Annotated in this window: 16 protein-coding genes; 9 read left to right on the top strand and 7 right to left on the bottom strand. The window is 68.9% G+C overall.

Annotated features, from left to right (window positions below):
- Nucleotides 1–7 precede the first annotated feature (7 nt).
- From AAC067_RS07550 to AAC067_RS07540, 3 genes are all read left to right on the top strand, one after another.
- Nucleotides 8–649: a YdcF family protein gene (locus AAC067_RS07550; RefSeq protein WP_339931121.1), complete on the top strand. Its 642-nt coding sequence runs from the start codon at nucleotides 8–10 to the stop codon at nucleotides 647–649.
- Nucleotides 646–1,371, top strand: a complete 726-nt coding sequence (locus AAC067_RS07545) for a lysophospholipid acyltransferase family protein (protein WP_339931119.1) — start codon at nucleotides 646–648, stop codon at nucleotides 1,369–1,371. The genes AAC067_RS07550 and AAC067_RS07545 overlap by 4 nt, the downstream gene beginning before the upstream one ends.
- Before the next feature lie 65 nt (nucleotides 1,372–1,436).
- The gene (locus AAC067_RS07540; protein ID WP_339931117.1) at nucleotides 1,437–1,820 is read left to right on the top strand and encodes a hypothetical protein; all 384 of its coding nucleotides are present in this window, start codon (nucleotides 1,437–1,439) and stop codon (nucleotides 1,818–1,820) included.
- Between the two features lie 27 nt (nucleotides 1,821–1,847).
- Here the strand turns inward: AAC067_RS07540 and AAC067_RS07535 are convergent, their stop codons facing one another.
- The 4 genes from AAC067_RS07535 to AAC067_RS07520 all read right to left on the bottom strand — a co-directional run bounded on the left by AAC067_RS07535 (nucleotide 1,848) and on the right by AAC067_RS07520 (nucleotide 5,866).
- The gene (locus tag AAC067_RS07535) at nucleotides 1,848–2,162 is read right to left on the bottom strand and encodes a type II toxin-antitoxin system RelE/ParE family toxin (protein WP_339931115.1); all 315 of its coding nucleotides are present in this window, start codon (nucleotides 2,160–2,162) and stop codon (nucleotides 1,848–1,850) included.
- A gap of 5 nt (nucleotides 2,163–2,167) precedes the next feature.
- The gene (locus AAC067_RS07530; RefSeq protein WP_339931113.1) at nucleotides 2,168–2,422 is read right to left on the bottom strand and encodes an addiction module antitoxin; all 255 of its coding nucleotides are present in this window, start codon (nucleotides 2,420–2,422) and stop codon (nucleotides 2,168–2,170) included.
- Between the two features lie 61 nt (nucleotides 2,423–2,483).
- Nucleotides 2,484–3,215 (bottom strand): ligase-associated DNA damage response endonuclease PdeM, encoded by a 732-nt coding sequence (pdeM, locus tag AAC067_RS07525; RefSeq protein WP_339931111.1) that lies wholly within the window; start codon nucleotides 3,213–3,215, stop codon nucleotides 2,484–2,486.
- The gene (locus tag AAC067_RS07520) at nucleotides 3,212–5,866 is read right to left on the bottom strand and encodes a ligase-associated DNA damage response DEXH box helicase (RefSeq protein WP_339931109.1); all 2,655 of its coding nucleotides are present in this window, start codon (nucleotides 5,864–5,866) and stop codon (nucleotides 3,212–3,214) included. Before AAC067_RS07520 ends, pdeM begins: the two co-directional genes overlap by 4 nt.
- A 247-nt stretch (nucleotides 5,867–6,113) precedes the next feature.
- Here AAC067_RS07520 and AAC067_RS07515 point away from each other — a divergent pair, with 247 nt between their 5' ends.
- From AAC067_RS07515 to AAC067_RS07495, 5 genes are read left to right on the top strand one after another with little or no spacing between them, the layout of a single operon-like run.
- Nucleotides 6,114–8,837, top strand: a complete 2,724-nt coding sequence (locus AAC067_RS07515) for an ATP-dependent DNA helicase (RefSeq protein ID WP_339931717.1) — start codon at nucleotides 6,114–6,116, stop codon at nucleotides 8,835–8,837.
- Nucleotides 8,838–8,885: 48 nt separating this feature from the next.
- Nucleotides 8,886–9,944, top strand: coding sequence for a DUF2125 domain-containing protein (locus AAC067_RS07510; protein WP_339931107.1), 1,059 nt, complete (start codon nucleotides 8,886–8,888; stop codon nucleotides 9,942–9,944).
- Entirely contained in the window at nucleotides 9,944–10,651 is a 708-nt protein-coding gene (locus tag AAC067_RS07505) for a hypothetical protein (protein WP_339931105.1), read from the top strand. Before AAC067_RS07510 ends, AAC067_RS07505 begins: the two co-directional genes overlap by 1 nt.
- Nucleotides 10,652–10,667: 16 nt before the next feature.
- Nucleotides 10,668–11,783 carry a histidinol-phosphate transaminase gene (gene hisC / locus AAC067_RS07500; RefSeq protein ID WP_339931103.1) on the top strand — a complete coding sequence of 372 codons (1,116 nt, stop codon included), beginning with the start codon at nucleotides 10,668–10,670 and terminating at the stop codon, nucleotides 11,781–11,783.
- Between the two features lie 7 nt (nucleotides 11,784–11,790).
- A complete protein-coding gene (locus AAC067_RS07495; protein WP_339931101.1) occupies nucleotides 11,791–13,026 on the top strand; it encodes a winged helix-turn-helix domain-containing protein in 1,236 nt (411 codons plus the stop codon).
- Here the strand turns inward: AAC067_RS07495 and AAC067_RS07490 are convergent.
- From AAC067_RS07490 to AAC067_RS07480, 3 genes are all read right to left on the bottom strand, one after another.
- On the bottom strand, nucleotides 12,986–13,792 hold the full coding sequence (locus tag AAC067_RS07490; protein ID WP_339931099.1) for a TIGR02186 family protein: 807 nt from the start codon (nucleotides 13,790–13,792) through the stop codon (nucleotides 12,986–12,988). The two genes, AAC067_RS07495 and AAC067_RS07490, sit on opposite strands and share 41 nt — an antisense overlap.
- Complete coding sequence (locus AAC067_RS07485; protein WP_339931097.1) at nucleotides 13,792–14,715, bottom strand: sulfite exporter TauE/SafE family protein; 924 nt, start codon at nucleotides 14,713–14,715, stop codon at nucleotides 13,792–13,794. The genes AAC067_RS07490 and AAC067_RS07485 overlap by 1 nt, the downstream gene beginning before the upstream one ends.
- A gap of 134 nt (nucleotides 14,716–14,849) precedes the next feature.
- Complete coding sequence (locus AAC067_RS07480; protein ID WP_339931095.1) at nucleotides 14,850–17,654, bottom strand: hypothetical protein; 2,805 nt, start codon at nucleotides 17,652–17,654, stop codon at nucleotides 14,850–14,852.
- 185 nt (nucleotides 17,655–17,839) lie between these two features.
- Between AAC067_RS07480 and AAC067_RS07475 the strand changes: the two genes are divergently transcribed.
- Nucleotides 17,840–18,082, top strand: a complete 243-nt coding sequence (locus AAC067_RS07475) for a hypothetical protein (RefSeq protein WP_339931093.1) — start codon at nucleotides 17,840–17,842, stop codon at nucleotides 18,080–18,082.
- Nucleotides 18,083–18,089: the final 7 nt, after the last annotated feature.

Genomic DNA, 18,089 nt, shown 5'->3' with positions numbered 1-18,089 from the left:
AAGGGCTATGAAGTTTCTGACTCTCATCGCGATTCTGGCCCTGGTCTGGCTGGTCGGCCTGTTTGCCTTTGCGGACCGGGTGCGCAACCTGACCCCGGCGGACGATCCGGCCCGCGCCGACGCCATCGTGGCCCTGACCGGCCCCTCGGCCGAGCGCGTCAATGCCGCCGTGCGCCTGCTGGAACAGGGCAAGGGCAAGCGGCTGCTGATCTCGGGCGTCAATCGCGAGGTGCGCCGCCAGGAACTGCGCGCCCTGACCCCCGGGTCCAACCGGCTGTTCAACTGCTGCGTCGACCTGGGCTTCGAGGCCGAAGACACCTCCGGCAATGCCCGCGAGATCGCCGCCTGGGCCGAGACCAAGGGCTATGACAGCCTGATCGTGGTCACGTCCGACTATCATATGCCGCGCAGTCTGGTGGAGATCCGCTCGGCCGCGCCGGGTGTGACCCTGACGCCCTATGCTATCTCGACCCCGTCACTGGATGATTCGCGCTGGTGGAAGGCGGCCGTTACGGCGCGGCGCATGACCCTGGAATATATGAAATATCTCGCTGCCCTGACGCGGGCCGGCGTGCACAAATTGACCGGTGATCCCGCGCCGGCCGATGCCGATGCCGAAGTCGCGTCCGCCGAAGCCGCGCCCGCGTGACCAGCGTCCGCTCCCTGCTGTTCGTCGTCTGGCTGTACCTGTCGCTGGCCGTGTTCGCCGTCGGCCTGTCGCCGGCCCTGCTGATGCCCTACCGCCCGGCCATGTGGGTGATCCGCAACTGGGCCCGATTCTGCCTGTTCGGCCTGCGCTGGATCGCGGGGGTCAAGGTCGAGTTCCACGGTCTGGAGTATCGTCCGACCGGCGCGGCCCTGATCGCCGGCAAGCACCAGAGCATGCTGGACGTCATAGCCCCGTTCGCCATCCTGCCCGACAACTGTTTCATCATGAAGCAGGAGCTGGCCCCCCTGCCCTTCTTCGGCTGGTTCGCGACCAAGACGAAGATGATCGCCGTTGACCGCTCGGCCCATTCCAAGGCGCTGAAGGCCATGGTGCGCCAGGCCCGCGACCGCTTCGCCGAGGGCCGGCAGATGCTGATCTTCCCCGAAGGCACCCGCACCCCGGTCGGGGCCGAACCCGACTACAAGCCCGGCATCGCCGCCCTGTACCGCGACCTCGACTGCCCCTGCACACCGATGGCCACGAATTCGGGTGTGCACTGGCCCGCCCACGGGTTCCGGCGCTATCCGGGGACCATCGTCTATGAGTTCCTGCCGGCGATCCCCGCGGGGCTGAAACGCGATGTGTTCATGGAGCGGCTGGAGCGGGAGCTGGAGGCGGCGAGCACGGTGTTGCTGGCTCCTGAACGGTCATCCATCCCATGACCCCTGTCCTGCTGGCAGGAGCTCTGCTTTGGGGCTCCTTATCTCCACTCGCTGACGATCGGTCCGTGGTCGTCCTCGCCGTCAGTAGCGATACCGGTTTCATTCTCCCCCTCGAATCGGCCTCCAGGGACGGTTCTGTTTGGCGAGGCGAACTCATAGAGATTTTTGCACTTGGAGAAGAACCGTACGATACGGCGCGCCGCGAGAGTGTCCTCGAAATCAACTGCGACACAGCCCAATTCCGGGCGCTCTCCGTCCGCAGCATTGATCGCACAGAGGTTGTCAAATCATCGGACGAGACTCCGGCCGAATGGGAGCCGCTCGAATTGAGCTTTCCACCATTCTTCTACCTCCACGCGGTCGCATGCGAAAACGCGAAGGTTGGTGAATTCGCTGTCGGGTTCTCGGACGCAGTAGCTGATATCCGCACAAGCATTCAGCGCCACTGAGCAACACCTGGACTCAAGCCGAGCCTCCTACAGCCCCAAATCTTCCCGCAACCGGCCGATCTGGTGCATCCGCTCGTGCAGCACGGTGACGATGCCGATGTCGCCGTTCGACAGGTGTCGCCAGTAGACGAGGTGGCGTTCGTAGCGAAAGACATAGCCCTCGACCCCGAAGGCGGCGGGGATCGGCCGGGACGCGACGCCGTGGGTCTCGATCCGCGCGAAAGCCTCGAACAGGCCGGTGATGTAGTGATCCGCCTGGGCCTCGCCCCAGCGATCCCGCGTGTAGCGGTAGATGGCGTCGAGACGGTGCGAGGCCGCCTGTTGGACGCGGACGGCGGCCACCCGGATCAGGCCCGGTTGCGGGCGATGACCTCGGCCGCGGTCAACGCGACATAGGATGACTCCGGCGCGGCGAAGGCCTGAGTCAATTCGGCCTTCAAGCGATCGAAGGCCTCCTGCTCGCGGCGATCCATATCGCGGCGAACCAAGTCGCGCACATATTCGCTGATGTTCTCATAGGCCCCGTTCTCGCCGACGTTCGAGGCCACGAACTCGCTCAGCGCGCCGCTCAGGCGGACGGTCATCGTGGTGGTGCGGGACACGGCGAGCCTCCTGTTGCGTCTTCAGAATACGCAATAATGAAGACGAAGCCAAGCCGCCGCGCTACCGCAGCGCCTCCCATGCCAGCGCATGCACCCGATCCCGCCCCAATGCCGCAGCCATGGGCGGCTCCGGGAACAGGCCGGCAATCGCCGGGTCGCGCACGTCCAGCCCGCCGGTGAAGGCCCCGAAGGCGGGCAGCACCACGCGCCGGCCGTCGGTAACGAAACAGGGCCGGCGCACACCGCGCCCATGGGCCGAGACCCGAGCCGCCGGATGCAGGTGGCCGGCAACCTCGCCCGGCTGAACGCCCGATTGCGGTTCGTGGATGAGGCGCAGGGTGCCCAGCGCCATGGTCTCGACCACCTCGCCGACCAGATCATCCATGGCTCCCGCGAGAGCGGCGATGTCATGGTTGCCTTCCAGCCAGATCCAGTCACCGCCCGCCGCCAGTCGGTGCAGTCGCGCCTTGTCGTCCGCCGCCATCCGGCCCACCGAGGTCGCATCGTGGAAACTATCGCCCAACAGCACCACCGCCGCCGGTTGCAGGGCGTCGATATCGGCCTCCAGCCGGTCCAACGTGGCGCGGCTGTCATAGGGTGGCAGCATCTGGCCGCGGGCGGCATAGGCCGAGCCCTTCTCCAGATGCAGGTCAGCGGCGATCAGGGTGCGGTGCTCGATCACCCACAACGCCCCCGAACAGCGCAGCACGCAGGCCTCGCCCTCGATCCGCACGCGCAGGCCGCCGCTGGCGCAGCGGGCGGGGGACAGGGTCTGGCGCAGGGCCGCATTCATGAAACGGGCTCCACAACAGGCGCATCCGCCATCACCTCAGCGATCAGCGCTTCCTCGTCAAACCTGTACGCCGAGGCGTCGAGGATCATCTCCGCCGCCTGACCACCGCCGACGCGCTCGCGCCCGATCTGCACCAGCACCGGCACACAGAAGGGCGACGGCCGCTCCAACGGCACATGGCGAATCCGACCCTGGATGCGCGCCAGCAGCTGACCCAGCCGCGCCACATCGAGCAGCCCCGCCGCCGCATCGGCGCGGGCGGTCTTGAGCAGCAGATGATCGGGTTGGTGGCGGCGCAGCACGTCGTAGATCAGGTCCGTCGAAAAGGTCACCTGTCGGCCCGTTTTCTCGGTCCCCGGCTGGCGGCGCTCGATCAGGCCCGAGATCAGGGCGCAATTGCGGAAGCTGCGCTTCATCATGAAACTCTCGGCCAGCCAGCTCTCCAAATCATCGCCCAGCATGTCGGGTTCGAACAGGGCGTCGAGGTCGAGGCCGTCCATCGGCTTGATCGACCAGATGGCCAGCGAATAGTCGGTGCAGACATAGCCCAGCGGCCCGACGCCGAGCCGGTCCAGTCGCCGCGTCAGCAGCATGCACAGGGTAGCGTGCGCCAAGCCGCCCTCGAACGGATAGGCGACGAGGAAATGCCGCGAGCCGCGCGGAAAGGTCTCGACCAGCAGGGTCTCTGCGTCCGGAATGATCGAGCGCGTCTCCTGCAGCGCCAGCCACTCCTGCACATCGGGCGGCAGCACGCGCCAGTGGTCGCGGTCCTGGATCATGGCGCGGACCCGGTCGGCCAGTGAGGTCGACATGGGGAATTTCGATCCGCCCCACGACGGAATCTTCGGGTCCCGATCGGTCGCATGGGTGACCAGGGCGTCCATGCCGTTGATGCCCTGGAAGGCCCAGACCTGCCCGGCGAAGACGAAGGTGTCGCCCGGCGTCATCGGTTCGAAATAATGCTCTTCGGCCTCACCGACCTTGCGCCCGCCGATCAGCTGTTTCGCGGCCCCGCCCCGCCGCGAGGCGATGCGCACATTCAGGGTCGCCGCTGCGACGATGGTGCCGACATTCATGCGATGACGCTGGGCTGTCTGGGCGTTGCGCACCTTCCATGTGCCTTCGCGGGTGCGCACAATCCGCGCGAACCGGTCATAGGTGCGCAGCGCATAGCCGCCGGTGGCGACCAGATCGACCACCTCCTCGAACTGCTCATATGTCAGCCCGCGATAGGGGCCGCAGCCGGACACCTCCGCGTACAGGTCGTCCATGGCGAACGGCTCGGAACAGGCGCAGCCCATGACGTGCTGGGCCAGGGTGTCGAGCGTGCCGGTGTGCACCGGCTCCCAGTCGAAGGCGTTCTCGGCCACCGCCTCGCGCGCGGCCTGACATTCCAGCATCTCGAAGCGGCTGGCCGGCACCATCAGGGCGCGACTGGGCTCGTCGAGCCGGTGATTGGCCCGACCGATGCGCTGCACCAGCCGCGACGCTCCCTTGGGCGCGGCCAGCTGGATCACCAGATCGACGTCGCCCCAGTCGATGCCGAGGTCCAGCGTCGAAGTGCAGACCACGGCCCGCAGCTCGCCCCGCGCCATCGCCGCCTCGACCTTGCGCCGCTGTTCGGCCGCCAGCGAACCATGGTGCAGGGCAATCGGCAGATTGTCATCGTTGATGGCCCACAGCGACTGGAACACGAACTCGGACTGCCAGCGGGTGTTGACGAAAATCAGCGTCATCCCCGAGCGTTTCAGCGCGGCATAAACCTCGGGGATGGCGTGCTGGCCGGTGTGCCCCGCCCAGGGGACCTTGCCCTCGGAGACGAGGACATCGACCACCGGCGGCGCTCCGGGATCGCCGCGGATGATCTGTACCTTTTCTTCGGTCGAATACCCCTCCACCGCTTCGCGGTCCCCCTCCCCATCGCTGCGCGACAGGGAGGAGACAGGCCGTTCCGTCTCCTCCCCATGAAATGGGGAGGGGGACCGCGGAGCGGTGGAGGGGAAGGCCTCAAACTTTGATTTCGTCGGGGCCAGCCACCCTGCGATCATCTCCGGATCATCGACCGTCGCCGATAGCGCCACCCGCCGCATGTCCGGTGCGAACTGCTGCAACCGCCCCAGCCCCAGCGACAGCAGGTCGCCGCGCTTGCCGCTCCAGATGGCATGGATCTCGTCCAGCACCACGCACTGCAGATCAGCGAAATAGCTGCGCGCGCCCTCCCACGCACAGAACAGGGCCAGCTGTTCCGGCGTGGTCAGCAGGATGTCGGGCGGGAACTCGCGCTGGCGCTGTTTCTTGGACTGCTTCGTATCGCCGGTGCGGCTCTCGACATGGATGTTCAGCCCGATCTCGCGGATCGGCGTCATCAGATTGCGCTCGACGTCGACGGTCAGGGCCTTCAGCGGCGACAGATACAGGGTGTGAATGCCCGAGCCGGGACCGATCGCCGGGCGCGGCCCCCGCTCGCTCAGCTCGATCAGGCTGGGCAGGAATCCCGCCAGCGTCTTGCCGCCCCCGGTCGGGGCCACCAGCAGGGCATGCAACCCGGCCTGCGCCGCCGCGATCATCTCCATCTGGTGCCGACGCGGCGACCAGCCACGCGACGCGAACCAGTCGGCGAACAGGGGAGGAAGCGTTGCGGGAGCGGCCACGGGGATCACATCCGGCCTATAACATGTTCCCGTTCCGTTTCACGCGTTGAACCGCTATCTGTCGTCTGTGTCCGACGAATCCGCCCTCGACGCCGCCGTCCGTCCCGCCGTCACCGGTGAGGAGCCGTGGCTGGTGCTGCCACCCGCCCTGGCCATACCGCCGGGCGCGGGGGCGATCTGCGATGAGGCCGGGGCGCGGCGGATCGGGCGCGGCGCGGCCGAGGGGGCCTTTACCACCGCCCCGGTCATGGTCGCCCACGCCAGCCTGACCGCGCGCCGTCTGGGTCTGGCCCCGCCGCCGCGCTCGGCCGATCTGCTGGATGTGTTGGAGCTGTTCGCCTTCGTACGACCGGCCCGGTTCTGCGCGCCGTCACCCAGTGGCCTGGCCCTGGCGCTGGGCATGAGCGAACCCAAGGGGGCTGAGGCCCAGGCCGTGGCCCTGCGTCATGCCGCCGACGCTCTGCTGCGCGAACTGGCCGACCCCGCCTATCCGCGTCGAGAAGACGCGATGACCCTGAACGAGACCCTGTCGAAAGCGGGCTGGGGCTGGAGCTGGCGGGTGTCCGGGGCCCTGCAGCACCAGCCGATGCGGGCGCGCCAGTATCGCGGCTCGGGCCTCGATGTCTGGAGCCGGATGACCGAGTGGGAGGACGAGGCCCCGCGCGGCGAAGCCGGGTCCGCCCCGGTCGACTCTGAATCCGCCCGGATCCGGCTGGAGAAGCTGCTGCAGGCCTCGGGTCTGGACGAGACCCGCCCGACCCAGTCCGACTATGCCGCCGAAGCCGCCTATGCCTTCTCACCGCGCAACGAGGAGGGTCGTCCGCGCATGCTGCTGGCCGAGGCGGGGACCGGCACCGGCAAGACCCTCGGTTATCTGGCCCCCGCCTCGCTGTGGGCCGAGCGCAATCAGGGGGCGGCCTGGGTCTCGACCTATACCCGCGCCTTGCAGCGCCAGATCGACCGCGAGAGCGCCGCCCTGTGGCCCGACCCGGCCGAGCGCAAACGCAAGGCCGTGGTGCGCAAGGGCCGCGAGAACTATCTGTGTCTGCTGAATCTGCAGGACATGGTTCAGGCGGCCCAGCTGGGTAACGGTGACCTGATCGGCATGGCGCTGGCCGCGCGCTGGTCCCTGTATTCGCGCGACGGCGACATGACCGGCGGCGACTATCCCGGCTGGCTGCCGGGCCTTTTCGCGGTCGGATCGGGCCAGCAGGCCAGCGCCGCCAATCTGGTCGACCGGCGCGGTGAATGCGTCCACGCCGCCTGTCCCCATTACCGACTGTGCTTTGTCGAAAAGACTATCCGCGCCAGCCGCCGCGCCGATCTGGTGGTGGCCAACCACGCCCTGGTGATGACCCAGGCCGCCTTTGACGGGGCCCGCTCGGCCCGGGGGCTGAAGCAGGACGGCGAAACGGCGGCGCTGAAGCGGATCGTCTTCGACGAGGGCCACCATCTGTTCGACGCCGCCGACAGTGCCTTCTCCGCCTGTCTGTCAGGCCAGGAATCGGCCGAGCTGCGGCGTTGGATTCGCGGACCGGAAGGGCGCGGGCGTCGGGGACGGGGTCTGGAACAACGGCTGGGTGACCTGTGCGCCGACAACGAAGCAGCGCAGAAGGCCCTGAACGACGCCGTGCGCGCGGCAGCGCAACTGCCGGGCGAAGGCGTTTCGGGCCGCATCGCCCCGGCTTCGGGTGAGGTCAATCCGATCGGCCCGATCGAGACCTTCCTGCTGGCGGCGCTGGAACAGCTGCGGGCCCGCGCCGGTGACGGCAATGGCTCCGGCGGCACCGAATTCGGCCTGGAATGCGCGCTGCGGCCGGTGACCGAGCCGGTGCTGGAGGCCGCCCGGGCCGCCGCCCAGGCCCTGGCCGCGGTCGAGGCCCCACTGCTGGCCCTGTCGCGCCATCTGGAAGACGTGCTGGACGATGAGGCCGCCGATCTGGACGGATCGCAGCGCGCGCGCATCGAGGGAGCCCTGCGCGGTCTCGATCGCCGGGCACGCATGACCCTGCCCGGCTGGCGTTCGATGCTGGCGGCGCTGGACGAGGGCAGTGACGAAGCCGATCCCGATTTCGTCGACTGGCTGACCGCCGAGGCCGCGTTCGGCCGCATCCATGACGTGGCCCTGCGTCGGCACTGGATCGATCCGACCGTGCCGCTGGAAGCGGCTGTGATCATGCCCGCCCACGGGGTGCTGGTGACCAGTGCCACCCTGTCCGACCCACTGACGGTAGCCGAGGACGGCGACCCGTTCGACATGGCCCGGATGCGCACCGGCGCGGCACGGCTGATCGAACCGGCCCGGACGCTGAAGGTCGAGAGCCCGTTCGACTATGCGGCCCACAGCCGGGTCATCGTCGTCAATGATCTGGTCAAGGATGATGCCCGCCAGACGGCGGCGGCGATGCGCGAGCTGTTCCTGGCCGCGGGCGGTGGCGGTCTGGGCCTGTTCACAGCCATCCGGCGGTTGAAGGCGGTCTATGAGCGGCTGGGGCCCGACCTGGCGCGTGAAGGTCTGCCTCTCTATGCGCAGCACGTCGATCCGCTCGAGGTCGGGGCCCTGGTCGATGTGTTCCGGGCCGAACAGGATTCCTGCCTGCTGGGCACCGACGCCGTGCGCGACGGGGTCGATGTGCCGGGCCGTTCGCTGCGGATTCTTGCCTTCGACCGGGTGCCGTGGCCCCGGCCGGACCTGCTGCACCGGGCCCGACGCGAACGCTTCGGCGGACAGGGGGCGCGGGGCCGGGCCTATGACGACGCGCTGGCCCGGGCCCGTATCGCCCAGGCCTTCGGCCGGCTGATCCGGCGCGGCGACGACAAGGGGGTGTTCGTGATGCTGGACGCCGCCACCCCGACCCGACTATTTGCCGGCCTGCCGCCCGGGACCGAGGTCCTGCGCATGGGTCTGGCCGAGGCGGTCGAGACCGTCGCCGGCTTCCTGCCTGTCCCGGGATCGTCGCCGCCCGCCTGAGATGAAATCCAGCTTTTTTTGGCCGTGGTCGCCTGATAATCAGCAGCCATGACCGTGACCCCGCCGATCCGTCGCCACAGCCGCATGGGCCTGTACGTCCCGCTGCTGATCGCCCTGGCCCTGCTGGCCGCCTGGACCGGCTGGTGGTTCTATCTGACCCACCGGATCGAAACCGGCATCGAGAGCCGCGCAGTCGAGATGCGGGCGGCGGGCTGGGACATCGGCCACGGCCGGATCACCACCACCGGTTGGCCCTTCCGCACCCGGATCGCCATCGCCTATCCCACCGTCACCGCGCCGGACGGGCACGCGCTCTCGGCCCCGGCGCTGGTCGCCGAGGCCAACACCTACAATCCCGACAAATGGGTGATCATCGCCCCAGACGGCCTGGTGCTGACCCGGCCGGACATGGGCAAGGTAGCGGTGCGCGGCGACGCCCTGCGTTTGAGCGTCAGTCACCTCGAGGCCCGCTTCCCCGACCTGCGCATCCAGCTGGACAAGCCGGTCTTCACCCCCCACCCCGGGGCCGCGCCCTTCCCGATCCTGCGGGCCGACCAGCTGCAGATCAACGCCCGACCGCATATGGCTGACGGCACGACCGAAGATGCGACGACCGGCACCGTCGATGTGCTGTTCCGCCTGACCGAGGCCCGGGCCCGGCCGGGCGGGGTGCTGGACGGTCTCGCTGTCCAGAAGCCGGTCGGCGGCTGGATCGAGACCACGATTGAAGGGGCCGACCACCTGCGCGGCCGGGCCATGATCGGAGATCTCGGGAGCTGGGCGCGTGCCGGCGGCCGCTTCACCGCCGTGCGCGGCGAACTGAAGGCCGGGGTCAGCACCGCGACCTTTTCCAGTGACACCCTGACGGCCGACACCAACGGTCGCCTGCAGGGCGCACTCGCCTTGACCGCCGACAAGCCCCTGCCGGCGCTGGCCGGGCTGGCCCGATCGGGCGTTCCCGGCGTCGACCGGGTCGCCGCCACCGGTGCGGCCACGGCGACGGCCCTGACGGGTGAAACCTCGGCCGTCAGCCTGCCGCTGGTGTTCCGCGACGGTCGGACCTGGCTGGGCCCGTTCGCCGTGGCTCCGGCGCCAAAGCTGTTCTGATGCTGGTCGAACCGCCCGTCGATGCCACGCTGGACGCCCTGGACCGGGCTCTGCTGGCGGCATTGCGGGCCCGGATCAAGGCCGGGGCCCGGGGCTCTGTCGATGCCGAGATTCTCGCCCTTCGCGCCCAGCTGGACAAGGCCGAGGCGGCCGAGATTCCCCTGCTGCGAGCCTTGCTGGGGCGGGTCGATGCCGCCACCGGGGCCCTCGTAACCGTCTGGGGACCGGCCGCCCGGACCCTGGCCGTCGACCGCTACGGCCTGACGGTCCAGGTTGCCGCCGATGCCGATGCGGCGCTGGCGGCGGTGCAGGAAGGCGGTCGCAAGCGTGGCCATGAGGGTGGGCGCGCCCTGATCGATCTGGGTGGCAGCAAGCCATGGTGGGGTCAGTTGCTGGCCCGGCCCGGCCTGCGCGTCACCGGCGCCCTGCCCGATGACCGTCACCGTCATCCCTTGGCCCTGATGATCGAAACGCGTCCGTCGGGGCCCACCGGCGAGGACCGCACCTTCTGGGTCAGTGACAGCCCCCTTCCCGACAGCCGGATCGTCGCTGCGCTGGAAGCCGCCGGACTGGTCGCCTCGCCTCTGATCACGTCGGGTGGCTTGAAGCTGTTCATGCTGGCGGGCTATGTGCAGGCAGACGACCCGCGCCTGACCGGCGCTCCGGGCAGTCTCACCGGCATCATCGGTGCGGCCCCCGTCTTCTGAGTCCAGGGATTCCCGCATGACTGACGATACGACCGCTGCCGCCGCCGAGGGTCCGGTCGCCAAGCCCGGCATCCTCGACATCGCCCCCTATGTCGGGGGCAAGTCCGCCATCGCCGGCATCGCCGAGCCGATGAAGCTGTCGTCGAACGAGAATGCCCTGGGGGCCGGCGAGAAGGCGCGTGAGGCCTATGCCGCCGCCGTCGGCAATATCCACCTGTATCCGGACGGCCGGGCCGCCAAGCTGCGCGCCGCCGTGGCCGAGCATCACGGGCTGGAGCCGGAGCGGCTGATCTTCGGCAACGGGTCGGACGAGGTGTTCGCCCTGCTGAACCAGACCTATCTGACCCCGGGCGACAATATCGTCACCGGCCAGTACGGCTTCCTCGCCTATCGCATCAGCGCCAAAGCCAGCCAGGCCGAGGTCAAACTGGCCCCCGAGCCCGGCTACAAGGCTGAGGTCGACGCCCTGCTGGAGCAGGTCGATGACCGCACCCGCATCGTCTATGTCTCCAACCCGTCCAACCCGACCGGAAGCTACAACAGCGGCGAGGAGATCCGTCGCCTGCACGCGGCCCTGCCGGCGCACATCCTGCTGGTGGTCGACGAAGCCTATGCCGAATATGTGGTCGAGCCGGACTGGGAGACTGCCTTTCCGCTGGCCCGCGACGCCGCCAACATCGTCGTCACCCGCACCTTCTCCAAGATCCACGGCCTCGGCGGCCTGCGCATCGGCTTCGGCTATGCCCCGCTGAAGGTGGCCGAAGCCGTCGACCGTATCCGCCTGCCGTTCAATGTCTCGGTGCCCGGGCTGGAGGCCGCCACCGCCGCCCTCGGTGACGAGACCCACCAGAAGGCCTCACGCGAACTGGTCCAGACCTGGCGGCCGCGCCTGACCCAGGCCATCCGTGGCTTCGGTTTCGAGGTCATGCCCAGCGCCGGTAATTTCGTCATGGTCCGCTTTCCGGACGAGGCGCGCAATGCCACTGCTGCCGGAGAGTATCTGAACAGCAAGGGCATCATCGTCCGCCCGGTCGGTGGCTATGGCCTGCCCGACTGCCTGCGCATCACCATCGGCACCGAGGACCAGAACCGGGCGGTGATCGACGCGCTCAGCGAGTTCGCGGCCCGCTAGCCCCGGCATGACCGGGCCGGTGCACCTGTCGGCTGCCCAGGCTCGGCGCATCGCCCTGGCGGCCCAGGGGTTCGGCGTGGCCCGGCCCGACATGGCCGCGGCCCGTCATCTGCGCAAGACAGCCCGCGATCTGGGCGTGATCCAGATCGACAGCGTCAATGTCGTCAGCCGCACCCACTATCTGCCGGTCTTCTCGCGCCTGGGCCATTATCCACGCGAGACCCTGGAGGCCGAGGCCTGGGGCAAGACGCCCAGTCTGTTCGAATACTGGGGCCATGAGGCCTCGCTGCTGCCACTGGAGAGCCAGCCGCTGTTTCGCTGGCGCATGGCCCGGGCCGAGGCCGGTCAGGGTCTGTGGAGCGGTACGTCCCGGTTCGGACGCGAGCGGCGCGCCTATATCGACGGCATCCTGACCGAGATCGAACACCGTGGACCCGTCACCGGCGGCGACTTCGCCACCGGGCCGCGCGGGGCACCGGGCTGGTGGTCGTGGTCCGACGGCAAGCGGGCGCTGGAGTGGCTGTTCTGGGCCGGCAAGATCACCACGGCGACGCGGCGCGGCTTCGAACGCGTCTATGACCTGACCGAGCGGGTCCTGCCCGCCGCCGTCGTCAACCGCCCGACCCCGGACCCGGCCGACGCCCAGCGCGATCTGGTGCGGGCCTCTGCGCGCGCCATGGGCGTGGCCACCGCCGCCGACCTGCGCGACTATTTCCGCCTGCCGCCGGTCGACGCCCGGGCGCGCATCGGCGAACTGGTCGAGAGCGGCGAGCTGCTGCCGGTCACGGTCGAGGGCTGGGACAGGCCCGCCTTCATGGACCCGACCTGCCGCAAGCCCCGAAGCATTTCCGCCCGGGCCCTGCTGTCGCCGTTCGACAATCTGATCTGGTTCCGCGAACGCACCGAACGGCTGTTCGGGGTCCGGGTGCGGCTGGAGATCTACACCCCGGCGCACAAGCGGGTGCACGGCTACTATGTCCTGCCCTTCCTGCAGGATGAGGCCATCACCGCTCGGGTCGACCTGAAGGCCGATCGCAAGGCCGGGGTCCTGCGGGTGCAGGCCGCCTGGCGTGAGGTCGGCACCAATACCGAGACGCCAGACGCCCTGGCCGAGGAGCTGCGCCTGACCGCGCGATGGCTGGGTCTGGACCGGGTCGAGGTGGTCGGGCACGGAGACCTCGCCTCAGCCTTGGCGGACAGGATCAGTTGCGCCGGAAGACCCGGCTCGCACCCCAACCGGTAAAGGCCGCCAGCAGCACGCTCAGAATCCCGTACAGCCACGGACTGCGGTGGGCGAACTCATAGACCTCACGTTCGAACCCGACCTTCTCCACTGTCAGGGTCAGGTTGGAGACTGAGACCGGGGCCCCGTCCTGGAACAGCCAGACCTCGGCGAAATACTGGCCCGTCGGGGCCACGGTCGGCAGCTCGACCTCGGCCCGGAACAAGCCTTTGTCGACGAACTGAACCCCGTCGGGATCGGTATTGTACAGGGCCGCCGCCTCGCGCAGCCGGATCACGGCCCGGCGCCAGTCCAGATAGTCCTCGCCCAGCCGGCTGATGACCACGTCGCGAACGCCGTAGCGAGTCACCGTGCTGGCTTCCTCGGGGGCGTCGATGCGCAGGTGGTCGACACCGACACCCAGACGGCGCAGTTGGCCGAAGTCGGCGATATCACTCAGCGACCGGGTCGAGGCCGTCATGTAGAAGCCGGGGGCCCCCTCGAACAGAACCGGGCGGCTGTTGAGCCAGACACCGAGGTTGCGAGAGCGCTTGACCAGGCGCACCGGGGCGTCGGGTCCACGCACCACCACCACCACATCGGCGGGTCGGTCACTGGGGTTGAATACCGCTCCGTAAAGGACGATCGAGGCTCCGCTGAAGCTGGAGTCGACCCGCACCCTGGCGTTGGTCAGGGCGGCGGCGACCCGCAGGTCGCTCTGGGTCGCAACGGACCGTTCGGGCGCGGGGGCCTCATAGGCCGGGGGCGGTGGAGGCAGCTGCATCATCAGTCCGCCACCCCCGGAGCGAGGCTGAACAGGTCGCCGGGCCGCACGAACAGCTCCAGTCCCATATAGACGCCAACGGCCAATACGATGAAGCCCAGGGCCGCGCGCAGGGACTCGGCGCGGAACCGGCCTGACAGGCGCGCGCCGTACTGAGCGCCGACCACGCCGCCGAACAGCAGGAGGCTGGACAGGACGATGTCGACCGTCTGGTTCCGGCCCGCCTGAAGCACGGTGGTGATGGCGGTGGTGATGATGATCTGGAACAGGCTGGTGCCGACCACCACACTGGCCCGCATGCGCAGCACATAGAGCATGACCGGGATCAGGATGAAGCCGCCGCCGACCCCCATGATGGCTGACAGGATGCCGACGAATCCGCCCAGGGCGACCAGCGGGATGACGCTGATGTACAGCCCCGAACGCGGGAAGCGCATGCGGAACGGCAGACCATACAGCCACATCGGCCGACGCCGCACCTTGCGCGGCGGCGTCTCGCCGCGCCGTCGCCGCATGATCTCGGTCAGACTCTCGTTGAGCATCAGCGAGCCGATGACGCCGAGGAACAACAGATACGAGACGGCCACCACCAGGTCGGCCTGGCCGAGCAGGCGCATATAGCGGAACATCTCGACGCCCAGCAGCGCGCCCAGCGCACCGCCGCCGGCCATGATTCCGCCGATGCGATAATCGACCAGACCCTGGCCGGAATAGCTGATCACGCCGGAGGTCGAGGAGGCCACGACGTGGCTGGCCTGACTGGCCACGGCCACGGTCGGCGGGATGCCCATGAACACCAGGATCGGGGCCATCAGAAACCCGCCCCCGATCCCGAACAGACCGGACACGAATCCAACGACTGCGCCCAGGATCACCAGGAACGGCCAGTTCACCGAAACCTCGGCGATCGGAAGATAGATATCCAAAGGACGCGCCTTCGGCTGGAACGAACGCTAGGCGCCGGAAAGGCGACGGTGAAAACCTCTTAGCGGTCCGGGAAGCTACTCGCCACCCGATGCACGCCACAGGGGGGTGTCATCGATCAATATTCGGTCGAAACCTAGGCCAGAGGCGCGGCTTTGAAATTTTCTGCGGCGGCGCGGGCGACGCGGCGGGCCGGAACCGGGACGGAAACGCCCAGCCGGTCGGCGGCGGCCCGGGCGTCATCGTCACCGGCGCGCGCCGCGATCAAATACCATTTGTAGGCTTCACCGGCGTTGGGAGCCACGCCCTCTTCGCCGTTCTCATAGATGCGGGCGACATTGTACTGGCTGTCGATCAGGCCGCGTCCGGCCGCCTTCAGCAACCAGTCCAGGGCCTCGGCGCGATTGCGCGGGCCGCCGACGCCGTCGAACAGATACATACCGTAGGCATGCATGCCGCGCGGGTCGCCGCTCTCAGCCGCGCGGCGGGCCCACATCCGGCTTTCCTCGAGGTTGACGGCCACGCCGTTGTCGCCGGTCTGGAACAGGCCGGCCAAATGCAGTTGGGCCGGGGCATAACCCAGGCTGGCGGCCCGGGTCAGGGTTTCGATTCCGAGGACGTCGCCGGCATCCAGCTGTTCCCGCGCACTGGCGTACAGGGCTTCTTCTTCCGACACCGGACCGGCGGGCGGGGGCGGTAGGTTGGTGGTCGGGCTGGTGACCATGGACAGCAGCGGACCTGCTGCGGCTTTGTCGCCGAATCCACCGCCGAACCCGCCAAGCGAAAACTGCGGCAGACCGCCTTCTCCGGTCAGCTGACCAAAGGCATAGGTACCGCCGGCCACCAGAAAGACGGCGGCAGCCGAGGCCCCAAGGGCCTTGCGAATCGTACCGCCGTCACGGGTCGCCTGTTTGTCGAGCCGCTCCTGCAGCCGGGATTTGCCGCCCCGCTTCAGGCCGAAACCGGAACGAGCCGGAGCCTCGGCCTCGGCCGGGGCCATGGCGGCGCGGGCAGCCTCGATCGCTTGGCGGGTCGTGCTGGCCCGTCCGGCGGCGGCGGCGGCGCGCAGGGCCCGCGGATCAACAAAGTCGGTCTCGGCCGCGAAGTCGTCCGTCTCGACGTCAGACCCGGCCGAGGCCGCAGCGGTCGCCTCCAGCGCGTCCGACACATCGGCACCGCCGAAACTGGCCATCGGCGGCGCCGCCGCAGTCGGCCGACCGAACGGTACATTGACGGGCTCGGGCTCGGCCATGGCGATCGGGTCGGGCTCTGGCGCGCGCAGCACGGCCTCGCGCACCACCTCGGCGGCCACGGCGGCGGCGGTTGGAGCCAGGACCGGGGCCGGGGCCGTGTCGACAGACGCGGCTGCCAAGTCTGCCGGGTCTGCCGCAGCCTCCATGAAAGGTGCCGGGAACGGCGTCGGCTCGGGCTCGCCGGTGATGGCAGCGTCGGTCCAGGCGGCATCGTCTTCGAAACTGCCGGTGAAATCGTCGTCCTGGAAGGCGGTGGCGCGCCAGTCGGGGCGAACGGCCGGAGCCTTCTCGGCGGCGGCGGCCGTGCGCTGCTCGAGACTGTCGCGGGCGTCGGTCAGAAGCTGGGCGGTGCGCTGCTCGCTGAGCCGGACGCGTTCGGCCAGCTCGCCCGAGGTACGCTCGAACCGCTGTTCGACGGTCGAGGTGCTGTCGGTCAGGCGTTTGGCGATGTCGTCCAGCGCCTGTGACGAGCGGCGCTCGGACTGGGCGATGCGGTCGCTCAGCCGGTCGGAAATGCGGGTGATCTCGCCACCCAGCTTCTCCAGCGCCAGAACGTGACGGTCCTCGGCGGCGACCAGCTTGTGATCCACGGCCTGGGCATAGCGGCCGATGTCCTGCTCGACCTTCTGGTTCAGCGTGACCCCGAGCCGCTCCATCCGCGCCGGGACGTCCGTCTCGATGGCACCGACCCGGCCGTTCAGGTTCTGGGCGATGCGCAGCACCTCACGACCCATGGCCTCGACGGCCTGGGCCGAGCGCTGCTCGGCGGTCTTGGCCTGCTCGCCGATCGACAGGACCGTCTGTTCGATCCGCGCCATGCGGTTTTCGGTTTCGGCGGTGTCCAGCCGACGCATCATCTCGGCGCGGTTGGTCTCGACCTGACGCGACAGGGTCTCGGCCAGCTTCTCGAACCGGGCGGCCTCGCGGGAGTTGTCCGGCCCGCCATGGGTCTCGGCTGCACGCAGCCGCTGGTCGAGGCCGGCAAAGGCCCGCTCAAGACCACGCAGGGCCTCTCCGGTCGAGGCCTGGGCCGCGTCCAGACGGGCGGCGACGGCGGCCATGACGTCCGTTCCCGCACCCGGACCGGCGACCTTTTCAACGGCGTCCATACGCTGGCGCAGTTCGTTCACGCCCGAGCGCTGGCGCTCCTCGATGTCATACAGACGGCCGGCCAGGTTCCCGAGCGTGGTCTCGACCTTGCCGAAGGTCTCGACCGTGCGCGGCCCGACCTCCTGTTCGAACCGGCGCAGCCGCTTGTGGCCCTCGCGCAGTTCCTCGGCGATGTCGTCGATGCGGCGGCCGGTGGCGTCGCCCTTCTGATCCTGGCTTTCCAGCCGGCGAACCAGCCCGGTCACCGCCTGGTCGACCCCCTGAATGGCTACGGTCGAGCGGCGCTCGGAGGCCTCCAGTCGGGCGGCGATGGCGTCGACCGAGGCACTCAGCCGATCCCACGGCGCCTCCTCGGTGCCGTAGGCGTCGTCGACGCGCCGGTAGCGGCCCCGGCGATCAATGGCTTCTGCAGCATGGTCGCGACGCGACAGGGGCACGACCCCGTCGTCATCGTCTTCGAGGATCATCGTGTTCAGCCACTCGCCGAGCGTCATGCCCGAGCGTCGCGCGAGATCCTTGGCGATCTCACGCGCCTTGGGCTCGATACCCTTCACGCTCCACGGCGCGGCTGCGCTCACTGATTCGACTCCCGACCTGTAGTCTGGACGCTAGACGTCCAGATCAGGGGTGTAAACGCATGGTTAACCCCAAGATGTAGGGGGCACCCCATGTTCCTGTGGACAGCGCTCCCGCCCCGCCGATTTCTCGCCTGATCATGGTTAACCGAACGTGAAGATTAACCTTCCGGCAAGGAATCCGGCCCTTGCGCCGCGACCCGGTGCGCGCCATCTGCTGGCGCGTGGACCTGACCCTGACCCTGATTTTGCTGGCCGCCGCCGTGGCGATGACCGTCTTCTCCGGCTGGCGCGGCGCGCGCCCCTGGGATCCGCGTCGCGGCGTGCGCATGGCCCCATGGCGCTTCATCATGCTGCTGTCGGCGGCGACCGTCTTCATTCTGGCGATCCACCTGGGCACCGTTCTCGGCGTGCCGCAGCGACCCTACTGACTGCCGA

It is taken from the genome of uncultured Brevundimonas sp. (assembly GCF_963977465.1).
Classification (GTDB): domain Bacteria; phylum Pseudomonadota; class Alphaproteobacteria; order Caulobacterales; family Caulobacteraceae; genus Brevundimonas.
Note: the sequence above shows the minus strand (reverse complement) of the source record. Positions and strands in the feature narration are given on the sequence as shown.

Bases quoted from the DNA above. Each gene is read 5' to 3' on its own strand.
- hisC (WP_339931103.1), top strand. From the start codon at position 10,668: ATGACTGACGATACGACCGCTGCCGCCGCCGAGGGTCCGGTCGCCAAG.
- AAC067_RS07495 (WP_339931101.1), top strand. From the start codon at position 11,791: ATGACCGGGCCGGTGCACCTGTCGGCTGCCCAGGCTCGGCGCATCGCC.
- AAC067_RS07550 (WP_339931121.1), top strand. From the start codon at position 8: ATGAAGTTTCTGACTCTCATCGCGATTCTGGCCCTGGTCTGGCTGGTC.
- pdeM (WP_339931111.1), bottom strand. From the start codon at position 3,215: ATGAATGCGGCCCTGCGCCAGACCCTGTCCCCCGCCCGCTGCGCCAGC.
- AAC067_RS07490 (WP_339931099.1), bottom strand. From the start codon at position 13,792: ATGATGCAGCTGCCTCCACCGCCCCCGGCCTATGAGGCCCCCGCGCCC.
- AAC067_RS07505 (WP_339931105.1), top strand. From the start codon at position 9,944: ATGCTGGTCGAACCGCCCGTCGATGCCACGCTGGACGCCCTGGACCGG.
- AAC067_RS07515 (WP_339931717.1), top strand. From the start codon at position 6,114: ATGGTCGCCCACGCCAGCCTGACCGCGCGCCGTCTGGGTCTGGCCCCG.
- AAC067_RS07510 (WP_339931107.1), top strand. From the start codon at position 8,886: ATGACCGTGACCCCGCCGATCCGTCGCCACAGCCGCATGGGCCTGTAC.